Below are 22,258 nucleotides of genomic sequence, written 5' to 3'. Positions count from 1 at the left end.
AACGATGCACTGAGGGCTCTTGAACAGTCGACTTGAGTCAACCAGTTAATCGCCGCCACCGCCCCCGGAGGACGGGGCGATAAACGCGTGTGCTACCGGAGAGAAATGATGCGATACTTGCGTGGGCTTGCGCGACTCGGGCTCGGTTCGACGCTGGCATTAACCCTTTCCGGACCGCCAGTTCTCGCCCAAATTCCAGACGTTAACACCGGCCGCGTGCCAACCCTTGCGCCGTTGGTCAAGGAGGTGACGCCGAGCGTCGTCAACATCTCGGTGCAGGGACGCGTGCGCGAGGACAATCCGCTGTACCAGGATCCGTTTTTCCGGGAGTTCTTCGACGTTCCGAAGCAGCTGGAGAAGGAAATCAACGCCACCGGATCGGGCGTGATTGTCGACGCCCAGCGCGGCTATGTATTGACGGCAAACCACGTTGTTGCCAACGCGACCGCGGTGCAAATCAGAACCAAGGATGGCCGAAAGTTTGCCGGTCGCGTGGTCGGCCGCGATGCGCCGACCGATATCGCGCTACTACAGGTCAAGGGGCCCGTCGGATTGAAAGCCATCGCGCTGGGCGACAGCGACGCGCTTCAGGTCGGCGACTTCGTCATTGCGGTGGGCAATCCCTTCGGCCTGGGCCAGACCGTCACGTCAGGCCTTGTCAGCGCGCTCGGGCGCACCGGCCTTGGTAAGCACGGCTATGAAGACTTCATCCAGACTGATGCTGCGATCAACCCCGGCAACTCCGGTGGCGGCTTGATCAATCTGCGCGGCGAACTCGTTGGCATCAACACGGCGATCATCTCTCCGGGAGGCGGCAATGTGGGAATTGGCTTTGCGGTACCCATCAGCATGGCCCGCAAGGTGATGGAGCAGCTCGCGCAGACAGGGCGGGTCGAGCGTGGCCGCATCGGCGTTGCGCTGGAGGATCTCGAGGCGCCCGCTGCGGGTGTGACGCAGGGTGCCCGTGTCAAGGAGGTCAGCCCCGGCTCGCCCGCAGAGCGCGCGGGCCTTCGCCGAGGCGACATCATTCTGAAGGCCAACGAAATCCCGATCCGCAGCGCCACGCAAATGCGCAACCTCATCGGGCTGAGCGCGGTCGGTCAGCAAGTGCGGCTGACTATTGAGCGAGAGCGCGCCACAGAGAGCGTCACGGTCGAGGTCGCACCGTTGGCCGAGCCCAAGCCGAGAGGGCGCGGGCCGGGGTGACGAATGTCTGCATATGGTCGATTCCGTTGAAAAAGGCTGGCAGTATTTCGTTTTAGTAGCTCCGCCGCGACGTGGCCGAACTGCTCTACCGACCCTATGCGAGCCTCCGGGTGGGCATCGGGATCAGCTTGGCCATCTTTCGAAGGTTTGTGGGCGGTGGCTGCGAGGATGAACTCGTCGCGCGCGCCGTTTGGACCTCGCAAACGCAAACGGTCGAGCTTGAGAATGCGCTTGAGGTGCGCGAACAACGTCTCGATTTTCTTGCGGAGCCGGCGCGAGGTGCCTCCCTCCCACGATCTCGCGATCTGGCGCGCCATGTCGCGAGCGCCCTCGTAGATTGAGCGCGGCACTCTCCGTGAAGCCTGTTTGGGGCAACACCGAGCCTTCAATGCGCATCGATCACAATCGCGCTTGCTGGCGAGGTAAAGCATGGTGGCACCATCATTCACCAACGTTCCCGTCGTGGTAAGAACTTTGCCACCAGGGCAACGATAGATGTCCCCAGCATGGTCATAGGTGAAGTCTTCGCGCGAGAAGATCCCGTCTGTGCGGGGCCGACTTGTCGAAGACTGTAACGTGCGGCTTGATGCCGTGCTCATAGACTAGCCAGGCGAGCATCTCGGCCGAGCCATAGCCGCTGTCGCCGAGGAGCCGGCTCGGATAGAGATCAAAGCGCTCCAGCGAGCGCTCAATCATGCGCTTAGCGGTCAATATCTCCGCCTGCCGGATTGCCGTCGTTGCCTCAACATCGACGATGATCGCGTTCTCGATGTCGACCAGGTAGTTCGTCGAATAGGAGAAAAACGCTTGGCCGCCGCGCGCCCCGTCCAGCGCGCTGCCGGATCGGAGAGCGATATGAACTTCGGGGTGACCTCGGTCGCGGCTCCGAAAGCTGCATAGCCAGACGCTCATCGATTGCTCGACCGGCAGCATGCGGCAGAAGTCCCTTATCGCCTTCGATCCCCTTCTGCCGATTGGCATCGGCCTTGATCAGGCTCGCATCAACTGCAAATCCTTCACCGCCGACCAGTCGCTCCTCGATGCAGCGGCACAAGACGCTCTCGAACACGTGACGGAAGAGGTCGCTCTCCCGGAAGCGGCCATGCCTGTTCTTGGAGAATGTCGAGTGATCCGGCACCGCCCCATCCAGACCGAGCCGGCAGAACCACCGATAGGCCAGATTGAGGTGGACCTCATCGCACAGCCGCCGCTCCGATCGGATCCCGAAGCAGTAACCGATCAAGAGTATCCGGATCATCAGCTCGGGATCGATCGAAGGTCGGCCGATGCTGCTGTAGAAAGGCGCCAGCTCCTGCCTGACCCGTTCAAGGTTGACAAACCTGTCGATCGACCGGAGCAAGTGGTCGGCGAGGATATGCCTTTCGAGCGAGAACTCATAGAACAACGCAGCCTGGTCGAGTTGCCGATGTCCCATCATGATCTTCAGTCCTGCCAATTAGACAGACTGAATCACTGATACTTCTGCGTCGCAACAGCCGCCATTTTCAACAGAATCGGCCATAAGCAAAAGTTGTAGCGGCGAGAGCAGCGAAGCTCGATTGGCATCTCACGTCGGAACGGCGATTTCGCAAACCAGCCCTTCCGCGCGCCAGTCAAACAGCACCTTCCCGCCAAGTGGATTGATCGTCCCTTCGATGAGCCGACTACCAAAACCCTTACGTTGGGGCGCCTTTACCCTCGGTCCGCCCAGTTCGGTCCAGCGGAGCACCAGCTGTCCATCCTCGGCGCGCGACCAGGCCAATTCTATCCGGCCTCTTGTGTTGGATAGCGCTCCATACTTGATAGCATTGGTTGCTAACTCATGCAGGACAACAGCAATCGCCTGCGCAGCGATGGGTTCTAACACCGTCTGCAGCCCCTCCATCACAATCCGCTTCTGGTGACTCTCTTCGAGGTAAGGGGCAAACTCCTGCTTGGCGATCGCCGAGACTTCGGCTCCTATCCACCGCGTTTCAACAAACAGCGAGTGAACATTTGCCATCGCTTGGATGCGCCCGCTGATCACTTCCTTGAGGCCCTCGGAGGTGTCGGACTGAGAAAGGTTGATAATTGCCTGTACGTTAGAAAGGATGTTCTTGCTTCGATGCTCCGCCTCGCGAGCCAGAATGCTAATCTGCTCCTGAGTTCGCTTCTGCTGGGTAATATCTCTAGCAATTTTTGATGCGCCGACGATGTTGCCGTGGGCGTCTTTGACAGGAGAAACAGTTAGCGAAACGATGATTGAGCTACCATCCCGACGTCGCCGGACAGTCTCGAAATGGTCGATGCGCTCACCTCGTCGAATGCGGGTTAAAATCTCCCGTTCTTCGCTGAGCCGGTCTTGCGGAATCACGAGTGTAATGGGCTGACCAATAGCCTCCGTGGCCGAGTAACCGAAAATGCGCTCGGCCGCCTTGTTCCAACTCGTAATAATGCCATCTAGATTCTTGCTCACAATTCCATCGTCGCTGGACTCGACGATGGAGGCCAGAAGATTGGCCAATCGCTCAGCGCGCTCCAGAGCCCGCTCGCTGGCCAACGGCTTGAGTTGAAATCCCGACTCGTTTTTAGGCCCCAATGGCCGCTCCCCGAAACCCAGATGCTGCACCGCCGTTGGTGCCCAATCATAACACCAAATGCAAAGAGCTGCGACGTTTCCGCTGGGTCAAAAGCCGCCCTTGGCGGTCAGACCGGGCGACTTCCGCTTTATGACCGCAAGCCAACGTTTATGAGTACACGCCTCAGATCGAGCACTTTGCGATGTTCACGTGCGCTAAAGGGCCGCGACTGCTGCCCCCCTCGATGTGCTAGCTTCACACGGAAGCGAGCGGGGGACGTGGCTATCAAGGATAGGCCATGGTTGACCAAGGACAATGGCAAGTAGCTGGAAATGCCGCTGAGACATACGAGGACGCCCTTGTTCCGGCTGTCTTCGCACCTTGGGCACCGCTCGTAGTTGCACTCGCAGACCCGCGAGCAGGTGAGCGCGTATTGGACGTCGCATGCGGTACCGGCGTGGTGGCGCGGCTCGCCGCGCAGCGAGTAGGCCCCGCCGGGAGCGTGACCGGTCTCGACCTGAATCCCGGTATGCTGGCGGTCGCCGCCTCAATCGCAGCTGCCCGCCCGACCACAAGCGCACCGATCACGTGGCAAGAGGCCAGCGCGACGAACATGCCTCTGCCTGCGGGGACATTCGATGTCGTGTACTGCCAATTGGGACTCCAGTTCTTTCCAGATCGACCCGCCGCACTGCGCGAGATGTATCGCGTGCTGGTACCTGGCGGCCGCCTCGGCTTTATGGTGTGGCAGGACATCCAATACAGTCCTGGGTTCAGCGCCTTAGCCGGTGCGCTTTCGCGGCACGTCAGCACTGAGGCGGCGAGCATAATGCGCGCTCCTTTTGCGCTCGCCGATGCCAAACAGCTACGCGCGCTTGTGGCTGCGGAAGGTTTCAGCGACATAACGATTGAGTCGGCTGCAGGAACCGTTCGTTTTCCGTCAGTTTCGCGGTTCGTGCAGGACTATGTGCGCGGATCGCCGCTCTCAGGCCATGTGGCCAAAGTCTCGGATGAAACCCGTAGGGTCTTGGTCAGCGAGGTAGAAGACGCGCTGACGTCTCATGTCGCCGATGATGGGTTAAAGTTTCCGATAAAGGCACACCTCGCCAGTGCGGTGAAGGGAGCATAGTGGTCGGACATAGCCGATATTCAAATGAAGGTTTCGCTGGCGCTTGCGGGTTGGGGACGACGTCCGGGATGGTCAAAAGCCGACCACGACGCCCCGCTCGACTTTGGTCGGCTTCCCTCCCGGCTGCGGACATTGGGGCATTCTAAGAAAGGTCGGTAGCGTCCACTGCCCACGATCCGCCTGCTTCACGAAGCGCCTCATCAGCTTCCCCCCACACAATGACCAGGGAATCTTAGAAAAGCATCGACGTTTTCACACGGCCAGGGCCACAAGACGAGCCCATGCGGTCAGGGCTGCGAGTCTGCTCTGCCTCAAGGGCGGACATCCCGGATTTATGAGTGCGTGCGTAGAGCGCGATGCGATCAGGTTGAATGGTCATAGCGAAGTCGGTGGGCTCCCGCTCGCAAGGAGTGCAGCGCGGCGGTCGAGAGACCGATTCAACCCGACCTCATCATGCTCCAGCAGGCCGTCGTCACGCCCGCGGTTCGCCGAGCGCGTGCATCAGCCGGTTGGTCTAGCCAAACAGCGCCGCCGACAACACCAGATCGAGCTATTCCAGCGTTTGAACGGCCTTGCCGAAATCAGTGCGAACATTACCCTGCCTACTAGCGCTCCCGCAAAGTTTCCTGCCGATAGCGGCGGAGCGGCGACAACAGATAGCTCAGGATGGTCCGCGATCCCGTCTTGATCTCCACCGTGACGGCCATGCCGGGCGACAGATTGACCATTCTGTCGTCGATCTGCATTTGGGTAGAATCGAGCGAGATTCGCGCGCTGTAGTTCAGTTCCTGGCCTTTCAGCTCGCTGCTCTCGCGTGCCGTACCCAGCGCCCGATCGCCGGCGCGATCCTGCGGGCGGTCGCGGATCACGGCGTCCTGTGACACCGACAGCACCTCGCCATGCAACAGGCCGTAGCGGGTGAAATTGAAAGTATCGACCTTGATTTCGGCTTGTTGTCCGGCATGGATGAAGCCGATATCGCCGTTCGACACCATGGCCTCGATCTCGAGCCGGCTCTCGCTCGGCACCACCACAAGCAGCTGCTGCGCCGGCGTCACTACGCCGCCAACGGTGTGAACCGCAAGCTGCTGCACCACGCCGTCCACCGGCGCCGTCAACTGCTGCAGCTTCGTTCTTTGCTCGGCCTTGATCAGGTCCTGGGTGAGCCCACTCGCTTTCTGTTCGGCCTTGGCGAGGTCGTCGGAGATCGTGTGCCGATACTCCGCTGCCACTTGGCTGCGCGTCTCGCGAATCGCTGCGATGGCCGCTTCCGTCTCGTGCAAGCGACTGGTCTGAACCACGAGTTCCTCCTGCTGCTCGACCAGGAGCTGGAACACCTCGAAATAGGTCAGCTTCGAGCCCAGTTCCTTCTCCACAAGCATCTTGCGGATATCGACGCGTGATTGAATGACCGGAATGATGGTCTCCAGCTTGTGGATCGTCGCCCCTGTCGTGGCCAGTTCAGCTTCCTTCTGAGCTTGCTGTCGCGCGAGCGCGGCGATCTTGGCGCGATGCTCCGTCACCTGATTGAGCAGCAGCTGACGCTGCGTGTTGATCAGCTCCGGATCTACGCCGGCCGACGGCATGAAATCGGCCGCTGGATTCTCCGAAAGCGCCGCGCGCAAACGTTCGATATTGAGCCGCTCGGCAAGGAGGTCGTTGCGCAGATGATCTCGCTCCGCCTCGTTCGCGGTCGGATCGAGCTCGATCAGGACATCGCCGGCCCTGACCACCTGGCCGTCCTGTACCCGAATGGAGCGCACGACGGCGGTCTCGAACGGCTGGATGATCTTGACGCGACTGCTGGGAAGGACTTTTCCCGTGGCCGACGCGACAATATCGATCGTGCCCCACCAGGCCCAAGCCAGAGCCAGGCAGAACAAGACGACGATCGTACTGCCGATCGTGCGACCGAGCGGCGATGGCGGCGTCTCCACGATTTCAAGCGCGGCGGGGAGAAACGCCAGCTCATCGCGGCGCCTCCCTCGCGGACTGCGGAACGCGATCACGTGTTGCGTTGACGGTTTAGGCGCCGCGAGTTCAGCCGACCTCATGGAATCCTCCCTGCAGCCGATGCAGCGACGCATAGCGGCCGCCGGTCTTGATCAATGTGTCGTGGCTGCCATCCTCGACCAGGCGGCCGCGATCGAGCGTCACGATGCGGTCCGCCGTCCGCACGGTCGACAGCCGGTGCGCGATCACCAGCACGGTCCGCCCGTTGGCGATATCCTTCATGTTCTGTTGAATGATTCGTTCGCTCTCATAGTCCAGCGCGCTGGTCGCTTCGTCGAAGATCAGGATGCGCGGGTCGGTGACGAGGGCCCGCGCAATGGCGATCCGCTGGCGCTGGCCGCCGGATAGAGTCGAACCGCGTTCGCCCACCATGGTGTCATAGCCTTCTGCGAGTTCGAGGATGAATTCATGCGCGCCTGCAAGCCGCGCCGCCGCGATCACGCGCTCCATCGGCATCGCCGGATCGGCAAGCGCGATGTTGTCGCGCACCGAGCGGTTGAACAGCATGTTTTCCTGCAGCACGACGCCGATCTGGCGGTGCAGCCAGGTGGGCTCGGCCATCGCGAGATCCATTCCGTCGACCAGCACGCGTCCGCGTTCCGGAACGTAAAGCCGCTGGACCAGCTTGGCGAACGTGCTCTTGCCGGACCCGGAAGGTCCGACAACGCCGACGATCTGGCCTGCCGGCACCTCGAACGAGACGTCGCGCAGGACTTCCTGCCCGTCCACGCGATAGCGGAACGAGACGTGGTCGAACTTGATGTCCCCCCGAATCGCCGGCAGCCGCGCCCGCGCCGCCGAATAGGTCGGCTCGGCGGCGGTGTTAAGAATATCACCGAGCCGTGCGATCGACAGGCGCGTCTGGTGGAAATCCTGCCAGAGCTGAGCAAGACGCAGCACCGGCGTACTCACCCTGCCGGCGAGGATATTGAAGGCGACCAGCTCGCCCACGGAAAGGCTGCCGTCGATCACGAGCCTTGCGCCACAGTAGAGGATACTTGCGGTGACGAGTTTGCTGACGAGCTGCACCGTCTGGCTTACACTGTTGCCGAGGCTCAGGACCCGGAAACTCGCAGCCACATAGCCCGCCAGCTGCTCTTCCCAGCGCCGCTGCATCTGCGGCTCGACCGCCATGGCCTTGACCGTCTCGATCCCGGTGACGCTCTCGACCAGGAAGGCCTGGTTCTCGGCGCCGCGGCGGAATTTCTCGTCCAGCCGCTGCCGGAACAGCGGCGTCGCTCCGGCGGAGATCGCGATATAGAATGGGAACGAGCCCAGCACGATCCAGCTGAGCAGCGGCGAGTAGAAGAACATCACGCCGACGAAGACGAAGGTGAAGAACAGGTCGATGAGCAGCGTCAGCGCCGAACTGGTGAGGAAGCTCCGGATGTTTTCCAGCTCGCGAACTCTGGCCACCGAATCGCCGACGCGACGCGCCTGAAAATAGGCCATCGGCAAAGCCAGCAATTGCCGAAACAGCCGTGCGCCGAGTTCGACGTCGATGCGGTTGGTGGTGTGCGCGAACAAATAGGTCCTCAGAATTCCCAGCACGGTCTCGAAAGCCGAGATCGTCACCAGCCCGAGCACGAGGACATCGAGCGTGCTCAGCGATCGATGCACCAGCACCTTGTCGATAACCACCTGGAAGAACAGCGGCGAAGCCAGGCCGAGCAGTTGCAGGAAGAATGAGGCAACCAGCACTTCACCCAGCAGATGCCGGTATTTCTGGATCGCGGCGACGAACCAGCTGATGTCGAATCGCCGCGCCATGTCGGACAATCCGGCACGTCGGGTCATCAGGATCAGCTGCCCATCCCAGATGGCGAGGAGTTCGTCCCGTGACATCAATGCTGGCCGAGGCGCAAGCGGCGACTGCACCAGCACCCGGTCCGCATCTGCCTTGGCAAGGAGAAGGAATCCGCCATCGCGCAGGGACGCGATGGCGGGCAAGGGCGTGCTGCCGAGCCGTGACCAATCGGTTCGGTAGGCACGGGCCTTGAGGCCGAGATCCCTGGCGCAGCGGAGCATATCCGCTGCGCCGATCCTGTCCGTTCCCAGCCGATGCCCGATCTGTCCGGCATCGGCCGCAACGCCCTGGAGATGCAGCAGCGTTACGAGGATTTCGAGACCCGGGTCGGTCGGTCTCGCACCATTGGTTTCGATGCTCATGGTTGTTCTCCAGGACGACGCCGTCGGCCTCAGGCGGCGTGCGGCTGAGCGAGCTGCGGCTGCTGGCTCAACGGCGGCTCGGCGACGGGCATCGCGCCGTGATCCGCTCCCGCCGAGACGAAGCTCGACGCCATGAACTGGCCGAGCAGGCTCGCGCTTGCCGCCGCCGTATGCGCGAGGCCTGGCGCCGCGCCCGGGATCACGACGTTGTGTCCCGCACCGCCATCGAGGACATTCTGCGGGCTGCCGCCGAGCAGAATGTCATCGTCCGCGCCGCCACTGAGGATCTCGCTGCCGTTCCCGCCGATCAGGACATCGTCGCCGCCGCCGCCATTGGCAGTGAGCAGGATGCCGTTGCGCAGTCCGGAAGCCGAGATCACATCGTCGCCGCCGAGGCCGTTGATGACGAGACGGTCGCCGGCGCCGACATTGGAGATGGTCACGTCCGTCGCAAGTCCCGTCACCGTGATGACGCCGTTGCTTTCCGTGACATTGATCGCGTCGTCACCGTTGGTCGCATTGAGCACAACCGTGTCCGGCTGCGCGTCATTACCGCCGAGGTCGATGTTGACCTGACTGACGCTGGTGCCGGTCAGGTCGTTGACGGTGATGGTGTCCGCACCAGCTAGCGCATTGACATCGATGGTCTCGATGCCGGCGAGGTTCATCGAGACCGTGCCGACGTCGCGGGTTAGGGTGGCGCCGCTGCCCTTGGCCGAGACGGTCATGTTCTCGGTCACATTGGCGCCGTTGAACACCAGGGTGTCGTTGCCGTCACCGCCGTCGACTTTGTCGCTGCCGTCACCCGGATTCCAGACGAAGGTGTCGTCGCCCGCGCCGCCGAACAGCTGATCGTTGCCGCGGCCGCCGATGATGGTGTCGTTGCCGTCACCGCCGAGCAGCGTGTCGTTGCCGTCGCCACCGGTGATGGAGTCGTTGCCCGCACCGCCGTCTACGGTTAGCTTGATCAAGCTGGAAAGGCCGTTTCCGGCGGTGAAGACGTCGTCGCCGCCATTCATGTCGAGCACGATGTTCTCGGTGGTGCCGATATCGAGCGAGAACGGCGCCGGGCTGATGCGATCGAATCGTACGCGGGAGCCGTTGGCGGTGAGGGTGAAGCTTTCGGCGCCGTTGCCGCCGTTGACCTGGGCGGTGTCGATGCCGTCGCCACCTTCCATCAGGTCGGTGCCATCGCCCGGATTCCAAACCATGAGATCGTTGCCGGCGCCGCCGAACATCTGGTCGTCGCCCGCGCCGCCAACCAGCGTGTCGCTGCCTCCGCCGCCGAACAGCAGGTCGTTGCCGCCCTTGCCGATCAGGGTGTCGTCGCCCGCGCCGCCGAACAGCCGATCGTTGCCGGAGCCGCCGGTGATGACGTCGTTGCCGGCGCCGCCGAACAGCTGAGCTGCCGGGAGTGCACCGTTGGCCTCGTCCAGCGCGATTGTGTCGTTGCCGCCCGTGCCGAACACCTGGATCAAGGAGGTGTTAGCGACCGTCGAGGTGCCCCCCGTGACCGGGACCGCGCCGCCATTCACGAGGATCGTTCCGGCCGCGGAGCGACTCACGGTGATCGAGTTGTTGAGATTGTCGTCGAACACCGACAGCAGGCCGGTGGTCGGAGAAAAGCCAGCTTTGATAGCCATGGTCGTCATCCTTCCAGAGGTTTCATGCCCCTTGACCGATACTTAGCCGCGAAGAGGATGACAGGCTTGAAGCCGGTCTTGAGAACGCCGTGATTTGCCTGAAGAAGCCCTGCTGATTTCCTGATTGTGCTATTGTGATCGGGCCGTGATCGGGCCGTGATCGCCTGAGCCCCCAGCCGGACGCGGCAAACGCCGCGGCGCACCAAAGACGGTTGCAACCACGGTCGATGCGGTCCAAATCGCGACAGGCCGTTGCGGCAGTCCGGTCCAGGATACGAGCATGCAGTTTCATTTCGCCGATTACGTGCTTGATACCAGCGCCCGCGAGCTGCGGCTCAGGTCTGAACTGATTGCAGTCGAGCCCCAGGTCTACGACCTTCTGCTCTACCTGATCGAGAATCGCGATCGCGTCGTCACCAAGGACGATCTAGTCGCTTCGGTGTGGGGCGGCCGCGTCACCTCGGATGCGACGCTGACCAGCCGCGTCTATGCCGTGCGCAAGGCGGTCGGCGACAGCGGCCAGCAGCAGAAGCTGATCCGCACCATTTCGCGCAAGGGTCTGCGCTTCGTCGGCGAAGTGCGCACGCCGCCGATGGACGACGAGCTCGGAGAGCTTTGCGCGGAGCCGGACTTGAACAAATCCAGCGAGCGAATTGCGGCATTACCTCTGCCTGACCGTCCCGCCATCGCCGTGCTGCCTTTTACCAACATGAGCGACGATCCGGACCAGGATTATTTCTCCGACGGCATCAGCGAGGACCTCATTACCGCGCTCTCGAAGCTGCGCTGGTTCTTCGTGATCGCGCGCAACTCGTCGTTCGCTTACAAGGGCAAGTCGGTCAACATCAAAGAGGTCGGGGAGACGCTCGGCGTCGGTTATGTCATCGAAGGCAGCGTGCGCAAGGAAGGCGATCGCGTGCGCATCACCGCGCAGCTCAACGACGTCGCCACCGGAAGCCACCTGTGGGCGGAACGTTACGATCGCAGCCTCGCCGATGTGTTTGCCGTGCAGGACGAGATCACCGAGGCGATCGTTGCGTCGATCGAGCCGCAGCTCTATGCGGCGGAGCATTTTCACTCCAAACGCAAGACCCCGGACAGCATGGACGCCTGGGGTCTGGTGATGCGGGCGATGTCGCATTTCTGGCGGATCACGCCAGCCGACTATGTCAAAGCCCAGGAGCTGCTGGAGAAGGCTATTGCGATCGATCCGTACTACGGACAAGCGCTTGCCGTTCTGTCCGCCAGCCACACCTTTTGCGCCTACAATGGCTGGAGCGAGATGGCGACGTCGGTGCCGATTGCGGAACGCGCGGCGCTGGCGGCAGTCCGCGCCGACAGCGAGGATCCCTGGGCGCATCATGCGCTGGGTTGCGTTCATGTGCTGCTGCGACGTTTCGACGAAGCGCTTGGCGAGTTTGAGCTGGCGCTGAAGCTCAATCCAAGCTTTGCGCTGGCACTTAGCGTGTACGGCCTGGCGCTGACGTTCAGCGGCCACTGGGAGGAAGCCGGCGTCGCCACCACGAAGGCGTTGCGCCTCAGCCCGCGCGATCCATTTGCGGCGATCTACAACGGCATCGCCGCCCATGCCCAGTTGGTCGGACGAAATTACGAGGAGGCGATGCGCCTGGCCGGAGCCAGCATTCGGCTTCGCACCGATCATGTCTCCGGCTACCGCATGCTGACTGCGGCGGCTGCGATGGCCGGACGAGGCGAAATCGCCACGGCTGCATTGCAGGAACTGCTCCGCAGACAGCCCGATTTCTCCCTAGCCTGGATCGGGAAGAACTTGCCGTTCAAATACGAGGCCGACCGCGAGCACTATCTGGAAGCCTTCCGCCGGGCCGGCTTGAGTTAGCTTGTGCTCTTCCTGGGCTCAAAGTACCACAAATCAGGATGACCGGCAAAACCCCTCCCCGCCAGCCGCAATTTCGCAGATGGGTCAGAGGACTAAACCGCTCGCGCGGTAGGACGCCGCGGCTGGCGGCACGGCCAAGACGATAGCGCAACGGGGCGTCCTGTCTTGAGATCGAGGGGTTCTCACTCAAGACAGGAGCATCGCCATGACCGACGAGGCAATGAGCCCGTTGCGCCGGCGCATGATCGAAGACATGACGATCCGCAAGTTGGCCCCGAAGACCCAACATGACTACGTGCAAAGGGTCAAGAACTTCGCCGCATTTCTCGGGCGATCACCGGATACGGCGACCTTCGAGGACGTGCGCCGCTATCAGCTACATCTGACGGCAAGCGGCGTTGGCGCGCCGACCATCAACCAGACCGTCTCGACGCTGCGGTTCTTCTTTCGGGTCACACTCAAGCGCCACGAGATCGTCGAGCATACCCATGTCATTCACGAGCCGCGCAAGCTGCCGGTGGTACTGAGCGTGGAGGAAGTGGCACGGCTGCTCGATGCCGCACCGGGGCTCAAATACAAGGCGGCGCTGAGCGCGGCCTACGGTGCCGGGCTGCGTGCCAACGAGGTCGTCTCGCTCAAGGTCTCCGATATCGACAGCAAGCGGATGATCATCCGCGCGAGCAGGGCAAGGGCGGCAAGGACCGCAATGTCATGCTGTCGCCCAGCCTGCTCGCGCTGCTACGGGCCTGGTGGAAGATGGCTCGGCCGCAAGGCTGGCTGTTCCCTGGCCGTGACCCGGACTGCGCCTACACGACGATCGCCTACAACTCCTGCCGCAACCGGCATTGCCCGAAGTGCCAAGGCGCCGCCGCAAAGGAGTGGCTCGCCGATCGCGAGGCCGAGCTGTTGCCCGTGCCGTACTACCACCTGGTGTTCACACTCCCAGGAGCGATCGCCGACATCGCCTGCCAGAACAAGGCCGTCCTCTACGACCTGCTGTTCAAGGTCTCGGCCGAGACCATGCTGACGATCGCCGCCGATCCGAAGCATCTGGGGGCCAGGATCGGCATCACCTCCGTGCTGCACACCTGGGGCTCGGCGCTGACCCATCACCCCCACGTGCACATGATCGTGCCGGGCGGCGGCATCTCGCCCGATGGTCAGCGCTGGGTGTCCTGCCGGCCCGGATTCTTCCTCCCCGTGCGCGTGCTCTCCCGCCTGTTCCGGCGATTGTTCCTTCAGAAGCTCGTCGCCGCCCATCAAGCCGGCCGCCTGAGCTTCTTTGGCGACAACAGCCAGCTCGCTGATACCCCATGCTTCGCAGCCTTCCTGGCGCCGCTGCGCAAAACCGAGTGGGTCGTCTATGCAAAGCGTCCGTTCGGTGGACCGGAGGCGGTGCTGGCCTATTTGTCGCGCTACACCCACCGGGTTGCCATCGCCAACAGCCGCTTGATCGCTTGCGACCAGCAGCGCGTCACCTTCAAATGGAAGGACTACCGCATCGAGGGCCGCGATCGATACAGGCAGATGACGCTCGCCACAGACGAGTTCATCCGCCGCTTCCTCATCCACGTGCTGCCCAAGGGCCTTCACCGCATCCGCCATTACGGCCTGTTCGCCAAAGGCGCTTGCGCCGACAACATCGCACGCGTCCGCGAGCTGCTCACCGGTGCAAAGCCTGAAGCCAATCCCACCGCGGCTGCCGTCGATGCCAACAAGCCGGCTTGCCCATGCTGCGGCGGTCGCATGATCATCATCGAGGTCTTCGAGCGCGGTTGTACGCCACGGCATCGGCCGACAGCTCCAACGAACCGCATCAGGATCGACACCTCATGACCACGTCGCTGTCCTGCAAATCTATTCGTAGTGCTCGCTGCCTCTCGGCCAGCCACGGCAGAGCGCGCTCAGATATCCACCGCCCGCCACAACGCGCTCGACAATTTGTCGAGCTCGACACCACCCGCCGCGCATTCGCCAGCCGATTCACCCTCGAACACCTCGTTGCATCGGCTCGATTCAAATCAGCCAATTCGCCCGCGGCAGTCAAATCCCCATAGCGCCTGCGGCACCGCCTACGTTTCCCTTAAGCGCGGTTTCCTCCCTTGGAGGCTTTCGGACGCCGGCCGCCGAATGTGCCGCGCCGTCAGTCATGCGGCCGGCATCCGAAACCCTTCACAAAAGCGCCGTTCGGAAGCTCGGCACCCGCTTCCGGTCTACCCCGACAAGCTGACAATTCAGGGGGCGCCCGGAACTTCGCATTCGGGTCACTTCCGGCCTCATGCGCCACAGCAAACTGCCCGACTACTCGATCATCTCGTCGACGTGGGCGGGACCGTATTGGAGCCGACCGAGAAGGTTCAGCGCCCAACCGATCCTAACGCATCGAGGTAACACGGTTGGTACATCGCCTGCAGTTGCTTGCCGCGCAGGAAGATCATCTGCGGCGTTAACCCGCCGCGCGCGGCGATCCACCGCCGCACCGATGTTGGATACATCGAATACAGCATCATAGTTGCTTCGCGATTGGTGAAGGTGCGGCCGTTGATGCCGAAATCATAGGCGGCATGGAAACCAAGCGCCGCACGCGAGGTCACGCAGATTTTGTCGTGAGGGACTGCGCCGAGGACGATGGTGCAGGCCGAGGCACAGAGACCATCAATGATCACGGATTGTCCGGATGAGCGCAGGCGTTGAAATTTGGTGATGTAGCCTCCGATTTGACCACCCCGATCATCAGCAATGCGGACTGCCGCGTGACTTGCCCCGACACCCGCAAGCAGGAGCGCTGCCGCAAGCAGACACCTTACGAACTTCATTATCCCTACCCTGGTTCGAGCAAGCCGATTTGATCGTTTTGCGTGATGCGCGAAACAGCAAAACCGTCCTTCTAGTTCGTGGCTTTATCTAGGCAGAACTGATCCAAGAAGCGCCCCGCCTCGGGATCAGCAATGGCGCGGTCCGGTTCCATTCGCGCTGCTTGTCCGGCGCACTCCGCGTCGTAGACAGCGCCGTGCAAGCTGAATTCCGCTTTACCCCGATAAGCGGGCATCTCGCAGTCCGCCCCCACTTCGCATTAGGACCGATAGGCGACATGCCGGGCACCGATCCAAGTCCCTCTCAGGGACGGCTCACCTTTCGACCGACTGAAACGAAACTGTGGCCCTGAGTGCCCGGGCCTCCGATCATGATCGCTTCCAAATAAGGCTCATCAATTGCTTCCGGCGACGACCAATCGATTACGAAATTTGCGCCCAAGCCACCGCGAATGTCTTGTTGTGGGATCACAATTTGGATTGCGCCGTAGGGCTTTAGCGCGATCGCCCGTGGCAGATATCTGTCGATCACCTGACCATCAACATTGAAATAGTCGATCCGCTCGATGACAAGCGTTCCCGTTTCCGACGTATTTTGAACCGAAAGCGTCACGGACAGGTCGAGCCTGGAGGATCCGTCCCGGACCAATAGGCTTGAATGCGCTGGGACGTAAATTCTTCCTCGAAGTGTTGAAGGCTCGCGCGGCAAATCAACAAGTGAGCCCGCAAATTTCGATAGAGGAGCTGGGAGATCAGGTTGTGCTCGCGCTCCAGACACCGCTAGGAGCAACAGCGCTAGGAAGATTGCTGGCTTTCTCATCTGTTAATCCATCGCCGTGGTACAGATCCCGGTCGGGTCCGAGTGATTGGAACGTGGGCACCTTGGGATGGGCGACATTGACCCAAATCAACGTTGCGGGACATTCACCTGCGCAGCTTGACTTGTGTGGCTTGCGCCCCGGCGCACCTCTACCCGTGACCCGGCATGATGGATCGTCTAACGCGTATTGCGCCCGGATTGATCAAACTCTTGTCCTACAGATTTGCCGAAGACTTTCGGCATGATCTGTTGGCAGGAGTCTCCGTTGCCGCAGTGGCCTTGCCGGTCGCGATCGCCTACGCGCAGCTGGCGGGCTTCAATCCAGTCGTGGGGCTTTATTCGAGCATTCTGCCGCTAGTCGCGTACGCCATCTTCGGCACTTCACGGCAAATGATCGTGAATCCCGATGCAGCGGGGTGCGCTATGGTCGCTGCCGCTGTAGCTCCGCTGGCGGGCGGAAATTCCGAATTATACTGGTCGCTGGCGGTCGCAGTTACGTTTCTGGCCGGCATATTCTGCATTGCAGCGAGTTTTTTTCGGCTCGGAGCGCTGGCGGAATTTCTCTCCAAGCCAATCCTTGTCGGACTCTTGAATGGAGTCGCAATTTCGATTTGCCTCGGGCAAGTCGGCAAGCTTCTCGGCTTTTCCATCGAGTCCAAACGGATCATTCCGCAGCTGTTCGAAATCTTCACCAAGCTGCCTCAGACGCAGGTTCCGACGCTGATCGTGGGAGCGGCAAGCCTGGCAATATTGCTTGGGCTGGCGCGCTGGGCGCCGCGACTTCCGACTGCTCCACTCATATTGATCGCTGCCGGCGCGGCGGTCGCCCTGTTCGGGCTGGACCGATATGGAGTTGCAATTCTAGGGCCGGTCCCCGGCGGTGCGCCGCCGTTGCGATTGCCCAGATTTCCTCAAGACGACATACCATCCCTACTTGGCAGCGCGGCGGGGTTGGCTCTCGTGCTGTTTTCGAGCGGCATGTTGACAGCGCGCAGCTTTGCATCGAAGGGTGGGTACAACGTCGACGCAGATCGTGAATTGGCAGCTTTTGGTGCTGCGAATCTCGCCTCTGCCTTATCTCAAGGGTTCGCCGTAACCGGCGCTGACTCGCGCACGGCGGTAGCCGCTGCAGCCGGCGGCCGCACCCAGGTGACTGGCCTAGTGGCTGCGGTGACGATCACTGCAGTGTTGCTGTTTTTGACCGGCCCCTTACGATATGTGCCGATTGCGGCCTTGGGCGCACTGCTTGTTTTCGCTTCAATTTCGCTATTCGACACACGAACGCTACGCGAAATCTGGAGCATCGATCGTACCGAGGTCGGCTTGGCCGTGATCACTACGCTGGGAGTGGTCGCGCTGGGGGCCATCAACGGAATCCTCATCGCGGTGGGGTTGGCCCTGGTCCGCTTCGTCAAGTTGACCGCACGGCCCAGAGACGAAGTCCTGGGAACAGTCGACGGGCTTCCCGGCCTGCATTCGATCGACCGACATCCGGACGCCAGGACGTTTCCGGGTCTCGTGCTCTACCGCTTCGATGGCCCGCTTACCTTCTTCAATTCCGATTACTTCAAGACGAGAGCGCTTGCGGCAGCCGAGGCCGCAGGCCCGGAACTTCGATGGTTTGTGATTGATGCAATTCCAGTCAGCCAGATCGACATAAACGGTCTGTATGCGCTTCGCGATTTGCGGGAAAGGCTGGAAGCGCGCGGAGCGTCCCTGATACTAGCCGGGCGCAAGGCCGAGTTTCTCGACTGGTTTCGGGAAGCCGGTCTCTACCGGCCGGAACATGAAACATGGATCTTCCCCACGCTACGCCAGGCCCTGAAGGGCTATCGGCAGGCGGAGCAACGCGTCGCACCGCTTAAGCAGGACGATCTGTGAACTTCCGATCTGGGTCAAAAGCGCCGTTCGGAAGCTCGGCCACCCGCTTCCGGTCTACCCGACGAGCTGACAATTCAGGGGGCGCCCGGACTTCGCATTCGGGTCACTTCCGGCCTCATGCGCCGCGGCAAACTGCCCGACTACTCGATCATCTCGTCGGCGTGGGCGGGACCGTATTGGAGCCGACCGAGAAGGTTCAGCGCCCAACCGATCCTAACGCATCGAGGTAACACGGTTGGTACATCGCCTGCAGTTGCTTGCCGCGCAGGAAGATCATCTGCGGCGTTAACCCGCCGCGCGCGGCGATCCACCGCTGCACCGATGTTGGATACATCGAATACAGCATCATAGTTGCTTCGCGATTGATGAAGGTGCGGCCGTTGGTGCCGAAATCATAGGCGGCATGGAAACCAAGCGCCGCACGCGAGGTCACGCAGATTTTGTCGTGAGGGACTGGCGCCGAGGACGATGGTGCAGGCCGAGGCACAGAGACCATCAATGATCACGGATTGTCCGGATGAGCGCAGGCGTTGAAATTTGGTGATGTAGCCTCCGATTTGACCGCCCCGATCATCGGCAATGCGGACTGCCGCGTGACTTGCCCCGACACCCGCAAGCAGGAGCGCTGCCGCAAGCAGTCACCTTACGAACTTCATTATCCTACCCTGGTTCGAGCAAGCCGGATGCCATTAAGGACACGACGGTCATTCACCCGCGGTACGCCGCGCGGCTTGTTCGGCAGCATTGGCTTGATGGCGGCCCATTCTTCGTCACTGAGTTTGTAGCGCATAACACCCTCTCGATCACCGGCTTGAACCACGGCTCGGGGGGAAGGCTCAACTTCGCTCGTCAAAAGGAAGTTCGGACGCTATCCGCCCAAAAGCAGACGTCTTATGCTCGCTTGGAGCTTTGGCGCTCATGACCCATAGCGGGGGTAGTCGATTTTCGTTCACGGGCTTGTCAAGGCGACCGTCTTTCTGGGGCTACGGACAGGCGCCACTTGGCGAGCGCTGGAAGAGCAGTTCCTCAGCTTCGCCAGTCCGTCGGTCACCGTCCGACCTAATTGTTCGATCGCTTGGTCAGTGAGGATCGACTTCGCGCTTCCGAGCCGATCGACGCTGACATTCAAGTCGGTCAGCGCGTCCCTCAGCTGCCCCATCTCGTGTTGAAGCGCTGGGTGTTCTCCTGCCTTGATCTCCCGAAGGGTATTGCCAAGCGTGCGGACTTCCGCCGTCAGGTTTCGCAGATTCGCCAGTACGTCTTTCGCTGGCAGATCGACCTTCGACAGTGCGGCTTCGGTCATTGTTGCGACGACGTTTTCAGCGAATTGGTTGATGCGCGCAATCGCGACTAGCGCAACAATCGCAGCGACAATCACCAGGATTGCCGTCGCATTGATCAGCGCCAGCAGCAACTGCGCAGGGAGCCTCCACAACCGCGCGGAAATGCCATTGCCCTCGGGCTCGGCCATGGTTGCCTCCGGTTATGTCTGATGCCGGGCTCTTCCTTAATCGCTCGGTCCGGCGGTGGCCGCGACCACACAGACGCGCTCCCTGCGTAAAAAGGTTACACCTGTGTCTCGGTCCTCTCGAGCCCTCCCGGCGAGATGACTGCCGTGAACGAGAGTCCGCCCGGGCGCGCTTTCTCGCACCGTTTAACACCACAAACACCTGCTGCTTCATTCCGCGGGTGCCGTCGGGGCAATGCCGGTGATCTCTGCGGAAGGCTGCTCGCTCAGTCGGCGATATGCAAAACCGCCGAGTGCACCACCCACCAGCGGCGCCACCCAGAACAGCCAGAGCTGCGCCAGCGCCCATCCGCCCACAAACAAGGCCGGCCCGGTGCTGCGGGCCGGGTTCACCGACGTATTCGTGATGGGAATACCGATGAGGTGGATCAGCGTGAGCCCGAGTCCGATCGCAATAGGAGCGAAGCCGACCGGTGCCTTTCCGTGCGTCGAGCCCATGATGATGAACAGGAACATCATGGTCAGCACCACCTCAGCAAGAAGGCAGGAGAACAGGCCGTAGTGACCTGGTGAGTGCGGTCCATACCCATTGGCCGCGAAGCCCTTAGCGAGGTCGAAGTCCGGGCTACCACTGGCAATTACATACAAAACAGCTGCCGCAATGATGGCGCCAACAAGCTGGGACAGGACATACGGGCCAATGTCATGCGCCGGAAAGCGGCCGCCCGCCCATAACCCGACGGTCACGGCGGGATTCAGATGGCATCCGGAAATATGACCGATGGCATAGGCCATTGTCAGCACTGTTAGTCCGAAGGCGAGCGACACACCCAAAAGGCCGATGCCGACCTCAGGGAAATGCGCCGCAATCACCGCGCTGCCACAGCCACCAAACGTCAACCAGAACGTCCCGGTCGCCTCCGCTGCACACTTCTGAATTGTTCCGCTGTTCATCGACTCCTCCCAGAGTTATCGCCCCGCCGCGGCCGAGTGTCACCGAAAAGGTGCGACCGACGCCGCCCCATTCGTAAAACAGCGAAATCACGCAGCGCCAGCCGCGAGATGATCCAGCTTGTTAGCGTGCTGCGCTGGCTCCTCGATCAGAGCTTACTTTGACCCAGTGCTCGCAGCCCCGGTCGTCGTGTCTGAGCCTCCACCCCGCCGTGTCTCACGTCGCTCGTGACGACCTGTACGCCGGGTTTCCCGCCGTTCATGGCGGCCGCTGCGCCGTTCCTGACGGCGTTCCATCCCAGCAGTCTGGGCCTCGGCATCAGAGATCATAATGACCGGAAGCATTGTTCCCGCGCCAAACGCGGCCGCGACCAAGGTGAGAACCTTTCGGCGGGAGACGCTATTTTCGCTCATGATACGAACCTCCTGCACCGCAAGAAAGTTGACAAGATTGGAGGACTGCGCGCTTTCGCCCTTGATTTAAGTCAAACGATTGCGCGTCCACCACATCGGTTGTTCTTGAGGTTGGTCAAGGTTTCGCGCGATGACGCAGCCGTCATTCATCGCCATCATGTAGCTGGGTCACCAGACATAGCTGTCAAACCACCCATATCGCGGCCGCCGCTCCGCAAAGAATGCGTAATTCGGCGGTGCGTGTCTCCTTGCATGTGCGTACTTTTGGGACGGCTTGGCTGCTTTCGATTTGGGAACTGACAACTTTGGCCGCTCGATACCGGATGGCCGCATCTGGGCGAAGGCCGCTCGATTTCCCGGCGACGCCTCGGCAATCTCGACTGGGACTGGGGCTTGGGCTGGATCAGGATCATCCTGCGCGACGTGCTCGGGAACGATGATCGGCCGGCTCGTATCGTACACGACGAGGTCGGGCAGCTTCTCCATCGAATGGATGCGAATGGCCGGGCGAACGGAGTTGGATCGCTCTGCCACCGGCGAATTCGGCAGATAGGCACCCAAGAGAAAGAGGAGCGCGAGCAGCGCTCCGCCGACATGCAGGAAATATCGCGCCAGTGGCATGGATCGCTCCATTGGCCATTGTGCACATTGCCAGGCTTCATGATCCGAGGGGGCCACCTGAAGCGTGGCTCATGGCACCGCGTCAAGCGGCGATGGGCCGCAAGATCGCTCCGAGATGCGCATGGTCGGTACCAATTTCATATTCGATAACTTCAGCACCGTTGACATGGATCAAGTGTTCTCATGATCGAAGCGAACCCACGGGTGGAGTTCGAACGTAAGGATGCCGAAGCGGGACGTCACTCGCCGTCGATGCGTCCAAGTGAAGTCGATAATCTAAGGTTTGGGCCAGCGCGCATGCTGGCTCGCCCACGATGCAAGGTCAGCTTCCGATTGAATTTGTAACTTCTCGATCAACCGTTTGCGCTGGCCACAGACTTGCAGCGGAGTACCGCCGATCTGCACGGCGATTTCACGGTCGGTCTTGTGCTGGGCCATTCTTCGCAAAAGCAGCTCTTCGCGGGGCGTCAGAATTAACATCGTCGCTTCCCTGCTCCATCCCCCAACAACTTTATGGAATCCTTCTGCTGACCGAAACTGGCAAATCGGTCAGAACCGTTGTCTCGATGACATGCAGTTGTGCCAATCGGCACGGCGGTTGCAAATTTGCTGGCAGGATTACTGCCGCGGGTGCATACTTCTCGCAAGGGAAGTTGTCATGCGTATGCCGGGGGCCAACATTGGGTACCGGTTGCACGGGACTTCCGGCATCAG

At 61.3% G+C, this 22,258-nt stretch carries 14 protein-coding genes and 5 pseudogenes; 6 read left to right on the top strand and 13 right to left on the bottom strand.

The features are described from left to right. Positions 1–108: 108 nt before the first annotated feature. The gene (locus J2R80_RS21395; protein ID WP_253639340.1) at positions 109–1,206 is read left to right on the top strand and encodes a trypsin-like peptidase domain-containing protein; all 1,098 of its coding nucleotides are present in this window, start codon (positions 109–111) and stop codon (positions 1,204–1,206) included. A 94-nt stretch (positions 1,207–1,300) separates the two neighbouring features. On the opposite strand, the pseudogene J2R80_RS21390 reads toward J2R80_RS21395, so the two are convergent. Together J2R80_RS21390 and J2R80_RS21385 are read right to left on the bottom strand one after the other, a co-directional pair. After that, positions 1,301–2,644 (bottom strand): annotated as a pseudogene (locus tag J2R80_RS21390) (transposase). A 129-nt stretch (positions 2,645–2,773) separates the two neighbouring features. After that, complete coding sequence (locus J2R80_RS21385; protein ID WP_233475395.1) at positions 2,774–3,709, bottom strand: PAS domain S-box protein; 936 nt, start codon at positions 3,707–3,709, stop codon at positions 2,774–2,776. Positions 3,710–4,062: 353 nt separating this feature from the next. Between J2R80_RS21385 and J2R80_RS21380 the strand changes: the two genes are divergently transcribed. Next, entirely contained in the window at positions 4,063–4,893 is an 831-nt protein-coding gene (locus tag J2R80_RS21380; RefSeq protein WP_063790114.1) for a methyltransferase domain-containing protein, read from the top strand. 605 nt (positions 4,894–5,498) lie between these two features. Here J2R80_RS21380 and J2R80_RS21375 read toward each other — a convergent pair. The 3 genes from J2R80_RS21375 to J2R80_RS21365 are packed head-to-tail and all read right to left on the bottom strand — an operon-like array spanning position 5,499 to position 10,718. Then, a complete protein-coding gene (locus tag J2R80_RS21375; RefSeq protein ID WP_253639339.1) occupies positions 5,499–6,947 on the bottom strand; it encodes an HlyD family type I secretion periplasmic adaptor subunit in 1,449 nt (482 codons plus the stop codon). Next, entirely contained in the window at positions 6,934–9,075 is a 2,142-nt protein-coding gene (locus tag J2R80_RS21370) for a type I secretion system permease/ATPase (RefSeq protein ID WP_253639338.1), read from the bottom strand. Before J2R80_RS21370 ends, J2R80_RS21375 begins: the two co-directional genes overlap by 14 nt. Before the next feature lie 29 nt (positions 9,076–9,104). Further along, positions 9,105–10,718 carry a calcium-binding protein gene (locus J2R80_RS21365; RefSeq protein ID WP_141343215.1) on the bottom strand — a complete coding sequence of 538 codons (1,614 nt, stop codon included), beginning with the start codon at positions 10,716–10,718 and terminating at the stop codon, positions 9,105–9,107. Between the two features lie 280 nt (positions 10,719–10,998). Here J2R80_RS21365 and J2R80_RS21360 point away from each other — a divergent pair, with 280 nt between their 5' ends. The 3 genes and pseudogenes from J2R80_RS21360 to J2R80_RS21350 form a co-directional block, all read left to right on the top strand. Further along, positions 10,999–12,576, top strand: a complete 1,578-nt coding sequence (locus J2R80_RS21360) for a winged helix-turn-helix domain-containing protein (protein ID WP_141343216.1) — start codon at positions 10,999–11,001, stop codon at positions 12,574–12,576. 205 nt (positions 12,577–12,781) lie between these two features. Beyond that, positions 12,782–13,213 (top strand): annotated as a pseudogene (locus J2R80_RS21355) (tyrosine-type recombinase/integrase); the annotation flags it as partial. Between the two features lie 164 nt (positions 13,214–13,377). Next, positions 13,378–14,412 (top strand): annotated as a pseudogene (locus J2R80_RS21350) (IS91 family transposase); the annotation flags it as partial. A 521-nt stretch (positions 14,413–14,933) separates the two neighbouring features. Here the strand turns inward: J2R80_RS21350 and J2R80_RS21345 are convergent. Further along, the gene (locus tag J2R80_RS21345; RefSeq protein WP_076825986.1) at positions 14,934–15,392 is read right to left on the bottom strand and encodes a hypothetical protein; all 459 of its coding nucleotides are present in this window, start codon (positions 15,390–15,392) and stop codon (positions 14,934–14,936) included. Between the two features lie 301 nt (positions 15,393–15,693). Beyond that, entirely contained in the window at positions 15,694–16,209 is a 516-nt protein-coding gene (locus J2R80_RS21340) for a DUF3124 domain-containing protein (protein WP_141343433.1), read from the bottom strand. Positions 16,210–16,374: 165 nt separating this feature from the next. Between J2R80_RS21340 and J2R80_RS21335 the strand changes: the two genes are divergently transcribed. After that, positions 16,375–18,090: a SulP family inorganic anion transporter gene (locus J2R80_RS21335; RefSeq protein ID WP_141343434.1), complete on the top strand. Its 1,716-nt coding sequence runs from the start codon at positions 16,375–16,377 to the stop codon at positions 18,088–18,090. Between the two features lie 196 nt (positions 18,091–18,286). Here J2R80_RS21335 and J2R80_RS21330 read toward each other — a convergent pair. The 6 genes and pseudogenes from J2R80_RS21330 to J2R80_RS21305 form a co-directional block, all read right to left on the bottom strand. Beyond that, positions 18,287–18,728 (bottom strand): annotated as a pseudogene (locus J2R80_RS21330) (hypothetical protein). A gap of 20 nt (positions 18,729–18,748) precedes the next feature. Continuing rightward, a pseudogene (locus tag J2R80_RS21325) lies at positions 18,749–18,880 on the bottom strand (transposase); the annotation flags it as partial. Positions 18,881–19,039: 159 nt separating this feature from the next. Then, entirely contained in the window at positions 19,040–19,561 is a 522-nt protein-coding gene (locus J2R80_RS21320; RefSeq protein WP_141342280.1) for a hypothetical protein, read from the bottom strand. 207 nt (positions 19,562–19,768) lie between these two features. Next, positions 19,769–20,512: an aquaporin Z gene (aqpZ, locus tag J2R80_RS21315; RefSeq protein ID WP_141342279.1), complete on the bottom strand. Its 744-nt coding sequence runs from the start codon at positions 20,510–20,512 to the stop codon at positions 19,769–19,771. 579 nt (positions 20,513–21,091) lie between these two features. Then, positions 21,092–21,544 carry a hypothetical protein gene (locus J2R80_RS21310; protein WP_253589755.1) on the bottom strand — a complete coding sequence of 151 codons (453 nt, stop codon included), beginning with the start codon at positions 21,542–21,544 and terminating at the stop codon, positions 21,092–21,094. Between the two features lie 276 nt (positions 21,545–21,820). Then, the gene (locus tag J2R80_RS21305; protein WP_141342277.1) at positions 21,821–22,024 is read right to left on the bottom strand and encodes a LuxR C-terminal-related transcriptional regulator; all 204 of its coding nucleotides are present in this window, start codon (positions 22,022–22,024) and stop codon (positions 21,821–21,823) included. Positions 22,025–22,258 lie beyond the last annotated feature (234 nt).

Source organism: Bradyrhizobium sp. USDA 4541, assembly GCF_024171085.1.
Classification (GTDB): Bacteria; Pseudomonadota; Alphaproteobacteria; order Rhizobiales; family Xanthobacteraceae; genus Bradyrhizobium; species Bradyrhizobium australafricanum.
Note: the sequence above shows the minus strand (reverse complement) of the source record. Positions and strands in the feature narration are given on the sequence as shown.

Coding starts and splice junctions, on each gene's coding strand:
- aqpZ (WP_141342279.1), bottom strand. CDS start 20,512: ATGAACAGCGGAACAATTCAGAAGTGTGCAGCGGAGGCGACCGGGACG.
- J2R80_RS21345 (WP_076825986.1), bottom strand. CDS start 15,392: ATGAAGTTCGTAAGGTGTCTGCTTGCGGCAGCGCTCCTGCTTGCGGGT.
- J2R80_RS21305 (WP_141342277.1), bottom strand. CDS start 22,024: ATGTTAATTCTGACGCCCCGCGAAGAGCTGCTTTTGCGAAGAATGGCC.
- J2R80_RS21365 (WP_141343215.1), bottom strand. CDS start 10,718: ATGGCTATCAAAGCTGGCTTTTCTCCGACCACCGGCCTGCTGTCGGTG.
- J2R80_RS21360 (WP_141343216.1), top strand. CDS start 10,999: ATGCAGTTTCATTTCGCCGATTACGTGCTTGATACCAGCGCCCGCGAG.
- J2R80_RS21320 (WP_141342280.1), bottom strand. CDS start 19,561: ATGGCCGAGCCCGAGGGCAATGGCATTTCCGCGCGGTTGTGGAGGCTC.
- J2R80_RS21380 (WP_063790114.1), top strand. CDS start 4,063: ATGGTTGACCAAGGACAATGGCAAGTAGCTGGAAATGCCGCTGAGACA.
- J2R80_RS21335 (WP_141343434.1), top strand. CDS start 16,375: ATGATGGATCGTCTAACGCGTATTGCGCCCGGATTGATCAAACTCTTG.
- J2R80_RS21310 (WP_253589755.1), bottom strand. CDS start 21,544: ATGCCACTGGCGCGATATTTCCTGCATGTCGGCGGAGCGCTGCTCGCG.
- J2R80_RS21375 (WP_253639339.1), bottom strand. CDS start 6,947: ATGAGGTCGGCTGAACTCGCGGCGCCTAAACCGTCAACGCAACACGTG.
- J2R80_RS21395 (WP_253639340.1), top strand. CDS start 109: ATGCGATACTTGCGTGGGCTTGCGCGACTCGGGCTCGGTTCGACGCTG.
- J2R80_RS21340 (WP_141343433.1), bottom strand. CDS start 16,209: ATGAGAAAGCCAGCAATCTTCCTAGCGCTGTTGCTCCTAGCGGTGTCT.
- J2R80_RS21370 (WP_253639338.1), bottom strand. CDS start 9,075: ATGAGCATCGAAACCAATGGTGCGAGACCGACCGACCCGGGTCTCGAA.